We start from the raw sequence: 7058 nt of genomic DNA on the forward strand, positions 1-7058 counted from the left end.
TAGTGGTGTGCATCGGTCGTCCTTCCTCGTTCGACTCCCGCTCACGGTTACCGTGTCCTGAGGGGCCGACATCCTCGAGTCTGGCGCGCACACAAGGTGCGGCGCGGGCGGAAAGGTCGACTTTGAAACTACGCCGTGAGAACACGAGTAGTGGGTGGTCAGAGAAGCACCCGAACATTCGCCACCAGATTGGCGAGAATCTGGCGTCTTCGATGGCGGAGAATGGTCGCCGATTGACCCGATAGCCGCCTGATCCAGGACCTTGCACGCCGAAGGAGAGACCCGATGAAGTTGGAGATCCTGCAGGTCCCCGGTTGCCCCAACGTGGGGTTGCTCGAGCGCCGGATAGCCGAAGCCGTGGCCGGCGAGCAGATCGATGTCGCGATCACCCACCGCGTCCTCAACGACCAGGCTGCGGCCACGGAGGCCCGCATGACGGGATCACCGACACTGCTCGTCGACGGCGAGGACCCGTTCACCGAGCCGGGTTCGGTAGCCGGCGTGTCCTGCCGTCTCTACCCGGTGGAGGGCGGCGGCATCGACGGAGCCCCGTCCGTCGCCGCCCTTCGGGCCGCGCTGAACCTCGCCCCGCGCAATGCCTCGATCGAGGTGCCCGCAGGCGGCCCCGCCGACTGCTGCGTACCTGCGGCGGGAGACATCAGTTGCGCAGAGTAAGCCTCACGTCGGCCTTGTCGTCAGGCTCCCCTTCGGCCCAATTCTGGACGTGTATATTCCTGACGGCGCTTTGCCCTGGCCAGAGGAAGATGTTTGCGAAGGCTGATGTGCCATCCAAATCGTTAGTGTTCACGCTGTCGCCCTCATAGAACTTGACTGAGCCCTCAGTGACGCGAATGTACCCGCCGGCTTGCTGTTGGAGAGCGTAGCGAACTTCGACTCTTATTTCCCCGCCGCATGTCGCCCGTACTGTGATGATTCTCTTCTGGTTGACTTCAACGCTACGGGGGGTGAGCCGAAAGTCATGGTGACAGCGTTCGTTCGCCCCGAAATTCTCGTAGTCCATGATCTGGAACACGACGTCTCCGGTAACGGTTCGCGGGGCGGCATGAGCAGTCGATGCCTGAGCGGGGATCGCTATCAACATTGCACTGGAAATGAGGATCACCCGCCACGGCACGTAGCCGTGGGAGCTGGGGTTTGTTCGGTTTTTACTCACGATAGTTCCTTCCATGGAAAGGGGTGAGTCCTGGGCGCGCCAGATATTTGTGATTGATTGTCGCTATTGGAAGGAATGGCCGGGTCAATGTGTTCTCCTCTGCCTAGGACGGTGCATTTTAGAGATGTTCTGACCGTACGAGGCTTCCTCATGAATCAAATAGAGTAGTGCGCTACCCATTTGTGCCCTGCGATGCGATGCGCGGGCGCGGGACGAGTTCGGCGGCCACTACGTGTGGGTGCGCCCCGACGTCGCGGACCTCACCGAACTCGCACGCCTCGGCGAAGGCTGCCAGATGAGACCCGAGATCGGAGAGGTTTTCGACCTCGCCGACGCTGCCGCGGCACACGAACGCGGTGCAGCCGGTCACGTTCGCGGCAAGGTCGTCGTTCGGGTGTGAATCCGTTGTGAGAGCGCTGTTTCAGCGCCACTAGGATGCTCATAGACCGCCGCGTCGCCTCATGTCGGCGGCTCGGCGCCGACATGGTGAGCGTGTGGATCCGATCCCCGGACGCTCGGACAGGAGACTTGCCGTGGCCAACAACCAGTCGCCGGCCGAATGGCCGCTGAAGGCGCGAGCTATCGCCGAGGCCACCGATCGGGGCATCCGTGCGGCGCGCGCACACGACCTCGACGGTTTCGGAGAAGCCCTCGAACAGCTCGAGATCCACCCCGAGGCGCGCGATGTACACGCCCACATGGTCCGCGAACTCCTCGAGACCCAGTACCAGGACGGGGTGAGCGGGGAGGATGTCTCAGAGGTACTGACCCGCGCGGTCGACGACGCCGGCGACTGGAATGCGCCCGTCGACCCGTCGGCCATGGTGGTGGTGCTCACCGGCAGTCTGGGCGTGGTCGAAAGTTCTGACGATGACGGTCCACCCACGGACATCCCGGTGGCACAGCTCACCGGCGCGGCGATCGTGGTGATCGCCGACTTGGCGGCCGGCGCAGCGCTCGATCATCAGCCCTACCTGGTGCGCGCCGTTGAGGAGATTCGCCGCGCTCAGACGGTGGAGATGCCCTGAGTGGTTGCGCAGCAGGCTTTCTCGGTCGCCGCTGTCGTCCGGACTGCGTCGTTGTCAGGCGGTCGCGCACCATCACCGACGTGCTGACGCAAATACCACATCAGCATCAGTCCCGACGCGGTGCCATGGAAGCCGTGCAGAACCCAGATCGGACCGAACGGCAGGCTGAACACGTAGATCGCATAGATCGCATTGCCGATGTTCGCGAGCGCGATGTTGCCGATGCTGTAAGACGAGAGGTCACGCGTCCGACCCGCCTTCCACAACATGGGTAATGCGGACGCTACGAATACGGCGGTCGATACACTGCCGGCCAGGGTCACCACTGCATTCATCGGTGCGCCCTCGTCGATGACCCCACCGGCGTGCAATCGTGTCTTGATCTGATCATCTCCCAGCCTCCGGTCCAAGTGCTGCGGCGCGCTACGCGGCGATGTTGTGCCGCGCACCAAATATCGGCTCCGTACCATCACCCGGGCATCGGGAGTTGTTCCCTATCTTCGGGACCCGAGTATCGCCGCCGCCCCATATCGCGCGTTTCCCGACGCCTGCGAGCACGCCGAGCAACTCAGCGGCCGACCTCTGTGTCGGTGCCGTTTCGTATCGTCAGATCCATGACCACGTGGGACGCGATCACGGCTGCCGTCGGCATCTCGCTGGGAGGCGAGCGAGAACGGGGTCGTGAGGAACTGCTGGCCTGCTGGTCTGCGGCGGGCGACTCTGATGCCGGACAGCGATGCGTCATTGCGCATTATCTCGCTGATCTTCAGTCCGAACTCGACGACGAAGTGATGTGGGACGAACGAGCGTTGGACGCGTACTCCAGGGTTCGGGGTCCGGAGCTTGCGCCCGTGGGCATCGACGATGCCCGTGGTATGGCACCGAGTCTGCACCTGAATCTGGGGGACGGTTATCTGAGACAGGGGAAGACCGGCTCGGCGCGCGAGCACGCGGCCGCTGGTCTCGCCATGGCCGACGCACTGCCCGACGACGGCTACGGGAAGCTCATCCGCGATGGCCTCGACCGGCTCAGTACCAGGATCGCTCAGACCGATGGCCGATGACTCGTTGTGACACGTAGGTTCCGAATGGTCCGCCGATCTCAGCGAGCGTTGGCTCGCCACTGGTCTGCCTGCTGCGCGGCAATTCCGACCAGGCGGTCGAGGCCAAAATTGACGTCGATCAGATGGGTGTCGAGTAAAGGCACTTCGTTGATCGCCTGTGGTTGGGTCATTCGAATGTGGTACTGGTGATAGCCGTTCACCTCTTCACAACTCCCGACTCCGCGACCGCGGCCGATGGTCCACGTCGACGATGACGAGGGCCACGCCTCCGGGAATGTCGTGTAGCCGATCAACGTGGCGAGGATGCCCGGCGGGAACGGTTCGCTCGGCACAGTCAGTCCGACCGGCTTGCTGCTCCCGCTCAGCACCGCGGGATCGGTGCAGGCCACCTGGAACTGCGGACCGAACGGTAGTCCGAGCTGCCGAGACCCGTTGTCGAGTGAACTGTTACCGACCAACGACAGCGGGGGATACACGATGTTTGTGGAATATGCGGTAACACAACGATATTCACCATGGTGAGTGCAGATCGGGATATGGGTGAAATCACCGCCCACGGTGCTTCCCCTCGCAGTCGTCGCATTGGCGCCTATCACGAATGCGCCGGCCACCCGGCTACGGAGGTCGGGATGGGGGTCGATCCGCTCACGGATCAGTTTGCGAAGCATGAAGCCGCCCTGCGAGTGTCCGATCAAGATCACGCCACGGCCGTTGTTCGCTTGGGCCAGATAGTCGTTCCACGCATTGAGGACGTCGCGATATGCGATGAAGAAGGGCTCGGTGACGCCGAGATTTGCAGGTGCCACGCCGGTGAACGACTCTTGCCTGTACACGGGCGCAAACATTCGACACACCCTGTTGAACCTGGCGGCTTGGAGACTGGCACCGGCTTTCATCTCCGGCGACGCCACAAGATCCGCATTGGATGCAAGCGCGTTCGTGACCGTACCCAGGACATAGAAGCAATCAACAGGCTTGTCGGAGTCCTTCACCGGCTGCGGCGCGGTGACTTTTCCGGTCAGCAGGTCGGTGGTGTCCTGCGGCAGATCACACGGATCCGACATCATGGCCGGACTACACAACCACAGTGTGGGCTGCGGCGCTGCGGATGTCGGGGTATAGGCACCGAGGGTCAGCGCGACCATGACGACCACCATGCCGACCCCGACGAGCCAGCGGTTGATTCTCCACGAGCGCACCCCGTCGCCGTGCCTCACCGATCGAGATACGCGCACCAACCTCCGCGCTGTCGCATGTGCATCGACCCAAGGACGGCCTCTCCGGATCACACCGGTTGCCGCACTGGCGATGGCGTTTGTGAGACTACGCCGATGGGTCGGACGTCGGTAGTGTCGAAGACGAGGTGCGTGGCGGGCAAAGTCGGATCGGACCCAGCGCTGAGCGGCTGGTCACGTCCGCCGAGGCGCGTTGTCGGCCGCGCGGTACAAGCCCGGCGCCAGTACGGACGTCCCGTCACCATGTTCGCACACGTGTGCGAACATGGTGAGGTGAATTCGCGCAGCAAAGCCGGACTGACCGCTGACGACCTCGAGTCTCTGTCCGCGGGACTCGCCGCGGGTAAACGGGTCACCGTTTACCTCCGCGATCCGATGCCTGCACTCGGTCTTGACGCCGGAGTATCGGCGCGGGTGCTGTCCATCGACGGGACCACGGTGATCGCGAGCCCGAAGGGTGTGGACGATCAACTGCCCTTCGAGGCCAGTGAACTCCACAGAACTCGCGCGGCGGCAACGTCTGCCACCGTGACGCGACCGCACGCGTCGTCGGCCAGCGCCACAGCCGCGGCACCGGCGAAGTCACCACGAAACCAATCGAGCGCGGTGAAGCAGTCCGGGTCGGCGCCCTCGAGGACGCCCCGCGAGCCTGGGCAGCCCGCAGCGGCGAAGACGACCCGCCGTGGTAAGCCGGGAACAGCAGCCGTCAGTGTCACCGTGACGTCGGTAGATGCGACAACCTGGAGGGTGTCGGTGTTGCATGGCAGCAAGAAGCAGGGCAAGCCCACCGAGGTGACCGCTGACCGGGTGGCGCGCGCCATGCGTGAACTCGGCGATACCACTGCGATGTCGGCGGTGGATGGTGTGATCGATTCGGCACGCGCGGCCGCGCAGAAACGAATCGACGAGCTCAGCGATGAACTCGAGACAGCGCGCGCAGCGTTGGCTCAGCTCGACGATCGACTCGGAAGCACTGTCGGTACCCGGCACCCCTAGCGTCGTCCGTCGGAAATTCGCTTCATGAGTTCGGCGACCCAGGTGGATGCATCGCGAGGCGGCGGCCCCACCGTGCGAGCGAAGACCATGCGTTTTTCCGGACAGCAGTGCTGACCGCACCGCTGCGAACGGCTTACTGCGGACGACTTCAGGCCGGCTCGAGCGCCCGCTTGGCCTTCTCCACCGCGGCGAGCGTGCGCAGCACGAAGTCGCGTTTCGCGGCAAAGCGGGTCCGCGTCAGCTCCGCCGACGCCCGGGGTATGCCTCTTCGCTCGCTAGAGCGGTGATTGCAGATATATATATATATGCGATTGCAATCAATGATTGCAGATGAGCTAGATGTCACCGGGTCGGCGCGTGGTCGCCACCGTTGCACCCAGCCACACTGAACTGGACATCATGGCATGAGGTTCCGCTCGTTGCGTCAGTCCAGCTGGCTGCGGATCTCTCGGGCGAGGGCGATTGAGGCGTCGATCTCGACCTTGCGGTTGGTGAGGCTTTCGACGTTGATCCCGAACGGCAGGCCGAGCCGACGGCAGAACGCGATGAGGACCTGGGCGTTGACCACGCACTGCTCGTACGACACCGTCAGTGGGTCCCCGGACCGGGCGATCTCGGTCCGCAGCCAGCCAGGCAGCTCGATGCCGAGCCATGACATGAACTCCAGGGTCTTAACCGAGCCGCACGGCGCGAGGGTCAGCACGACCGGCCGAGGTTCCAGACCTTGGTCCCGGCAGCCGTAGGCGTAGTCAGACAGCAGGGTCCGGGTGTTGTCCAGGTCGTAACAGACTTGGGAGACGAAGAACTCGCAGCCGGCATCCTGCTTGCGCAGCATGCGTTGGTGCTCTGTCCCCGCATTCGCGTGCCGCTCGGCGATGACAACGCCGCCCATGCGAGGCGGACGCGAGAGCGCAGCATAGCGGCGGTAGGCCTCGGACAGGCTCGTCCTCACCACCTGGTGCCGGGACGCCGCCCCGACCAGCACGGTCAGCACTCGGTCGCGGGAGGTCTCCGACAGCCAGTCACTCAGCTCTTCCCCGGTGTACTTGCTCACAGCGCGGTAGACGACGACCGGCCCAGTCCAGCCGGCCAGATGCCGGTCGAGGAAGACGGCCGGATCCATCATTGGCATGAATGGGAACGGCCGCGGCGTCGAGGACCGGTCCGCTTCGGCGTCCACGTCGTAGACGATGAGCGCGTCGACCTGCACTGACCGGAGCCGGGCCAAGGCCGCCTCAGCCACGGCGTCCGCTTGTTCTGCTGTGGTGGTCGCCCGCGGCGGGGTCAGGCCGTAGAACAGGACCCCGTCACGGGTCCTCGCCAGAAGCTCGGCAGCACTGGTGGTTTCCTGGGGAGCCATCCAGCTATCATCTCAGTCGCCGAGCGTGGTCAGCGCCCGGGATCTGCGGTGTGGCCGTGCTGCGTCCTAGCTGCGCCGTCGCAGTCGTGACCACCACGACTGTCGCGTGGTGTCTCGTCGGTCGCCGAGGAACTCGTGTGTGCGATCGGGAAACTCGGATTCGATCGTGGCGACGACCTGTCGCACGCTCGGATTGACCAT

The 7058-nt window shown here is 64.1% G+C and carries 8 protein-coding genes and 1 pseudogene; 5 read left to right on the forward strand and 4 right to left on the reverse strand.

Annotated elements, in window-relative coordinates; all coding sequences use genetic code 11:
- Positions 1-285: 285 nt before the first annotated feature.
- Positions 286-675 (forward strand): thioredoxin domain-containing protein, encoded by a 390-nt coding sequence (locus tag GORHZ_RS21345; protein ID WP_006336735.1) that lies wholly within the window; start codon positions 286-288, stop codon positions 673-675.
- Here GORHZ_RS21345 and GORHZ_RS21350 read toward each other — a convergent pair.
- Positions 659-1174, reverse strand: coding sequence for a hypothetical protein (locus tag GORHZ_RS21350; protein ID WP_006336736.1), 516 nt, complete (start codon positions 1172-1174; stop codon positions 659-661). The two genes, GORHZ_RS21345 and GORHZ_RS21350, sit on opposite strands and share 17 nt — an antisense overlap.
- 196 nt (positions 1175-1370) lie before the next feature.
- Here GORHZ_RS21350 and GORHZ_RS30270 point away from each other — a divergent pair.
- Both GORHZ_RS30270 and GORHZ_RS21355 read left to right on the forward strand, forming a co-directional pair.
- A pseudogene (locus tag GORHZ_RS30270) lies at positions 1371-1574 on the forward strand (zinc-binding dehydrogenase); the annotation flags it as partial.
- Positions 1575-1707: 133 nt separating this feature from the next.
- On the forward strand, positions 1708-2202 hold the full coding sequence (locus GORHZ_RS21355; protein WP_006336744.1) for a hypothetical protein: 495 nt from the start codon (positions 1708-1710) through the stop codon (positions 2200-2202).
- Here GORHZ_RS21355 and GORHZ_RS31340 read toward each other — a convergent pair.
- Complete coding sequence (locus GORHZ_RS31340) at positions 2181-2651, reverse strand: hypothetical protein (RefSeq protein ID WP_373279626.1); 471 nt, start codon at positions 2649-2651, stop codon at positions 2181-2183. The genes GORHZ_RS21355 and GORHZ_RS31340 overlap by 22 nt on opposite strands.
- Positions 2652-2816: 165 nt before the next feature.
- Here GORHZ_RS31340 and GORHZ_RS21365 point away from each other — a divergent pair, with 165 nt between their 5' ends.
- Entirely contained in the window at positions 2817-3266 is a 450-nt protein-coding gene (locus tag GORHZ_RS21365) for a hypothetical protein (protein ID WP_006336746.1), read from the forward strand.
- A gap of 38 nt (positions 3267-3304) precedes the next feature.
- Here the strand turns inward: GORHZ_RS21365 and GORHZ_RS21370 are convergent, their stop codons facing one another.
- Entirely contained in the window at positions 3305-4411 is a 1107-nt protein-coding gene (locus tag GORHZ_RS21370) for a DUF3089 domain-containing protein (protein ID WP_006336747.1), read from the reverse strand.
- Positions 4412-4744: 333 nt separating this feature from the next.
- Between GORHZ_RS21370 and GORHZ_RS32290 the strand changes: the two genes are divergently transcribed.
- The gene (locus tag GORHZ_RS32290; protein WP_006336749.1) at positions 4745-5497 is read left to right on the forward strand and encodes a DUF6319 family protein; all 753 of its coding nucleotides are present in this window, start codon (positions 4745-4747) and stop codon (positions 5495-5497) included.
- A 424-nt stretch (positions 5498-5921) separates the two neighbouring features.
- Here GORHZ_RS32290 and GORHZ_RS21380 read toward each other — a convergent pair whose 3' ends face one another.
- Complete coding sequence (locus tag GORHZ_RS21380; RefSeq protein ID WP_006336750.1) at positions 5922-6857, reverse strand: methylenetetrahydrofolate reductase; 936 nt, start codon at positions 6855-6857, stop codon at positions 5922-5924.
- Positions 6858-7058: the final 201 nt, after the last annotated feature.

Origin of the sequence: Gordonia rhizosphera NBRC 16068 (assembly GCF_000298195.1) — a bacterium.
GTDB classification, from domain to species: domain Bacteria; phylum Actinomycetota; class Actinomycetes; order Mycobacteriales; family Mycobacteriaceae; genus Gordonia; species Gordonia rhizosphera.

Coding starts and splice junctions, on each gene's coding strand:
- GORHZ_RS21365 (WP_006336746.1), top strand. CDS start 2,817: ATGACCACGTGGGACGCGATCACGGCTGCCGTCGGCATCTCGCTGGGA.
- GORHZ_RS21345 (WP_006336735.1), top strand. CDS start 286: ATGAAGTTGGAGATCCTGCAGGTCCCCGGTTGCCCCAACGTGGGGTTG.
- GORHZ_RS32290 (WP_006336749.1), top strand. CDS start 4,745: ATGTTCGCACACGTGTGCGAACATGGTGAGGTGAATTCGCGCAGCAAA.
- GORHZ_RS21380 (WP_006336750.1), bottom strand. CDS start 6,857: ATGGCTCCCCAGGAAACCACCAGTGCTGCCGAGCTTCTGGCGAGGACC.
- GORHZ_RS21370 (WP_006336747.1), bottom strand. CDS start 4,411: ATGGTCGCGCTGACCCTCGGTGCCTATACCCCGACATCCGCAGCGCCG.